The organism is Kitasatospora sp. NPDC097691 (genome assembly GCF_040302665.1).
Classification (GTDB): Bacteria; Actinomycetota; Actinomycetes; order Streptomycetales; family Streptomycetaceae; genus Kitasatospora.
Genome location: NZ_JBEORY010000096.1, coordinates 1 through 322 on the forward strand (window position 1 = coordinate 1; position 322 = coordinate 322).

Below are 322 nucleotides of genomic sequence, written 5' to 3' on the forward strand. Positions count from 1 at the left end.
GGCTGTGTGCCGGGCCCGCGGCGCACCCGGAGGTCATCCGCCGGCCTCCCGGCCGCTGCCTGGGGTTATCGATTTTGGAGCCAGGGCAGACGTCGGGTAATGTTCTTTCTGCGCCGCCCGGGAGGGAACGGACGAGGGAGCGAAAGCCCCTCGGAAGGGACCGACCGAGAGGCGCAACGCCTGAGAAGAGCTCGCAGGGGCTCAACTCTGGTGGGGTATGGTGTAATTGGCAGCACGACTGATTCTGGTTCAGTTAGTCTAGGTTCGAGTCCTGGTACCCCAGCGCAGTACGATGAGTACCGCAGAACAAATGAAGATCAAG

At 62.4% G+C, this 322-nt stretch carries 1 tRNA gene; it reads left to right on the forward strand.

What is annotated here, in order from left to right:
- Positions 1 to 211: 211 nt before the first annotated feature.
- A tRNA-Gln gene (locus tag ABTY56_RS37470) sits at positions 212 to 283 on the forward strand.
- Positions 284 to 322: the final 39 nt, after the last annotated feature.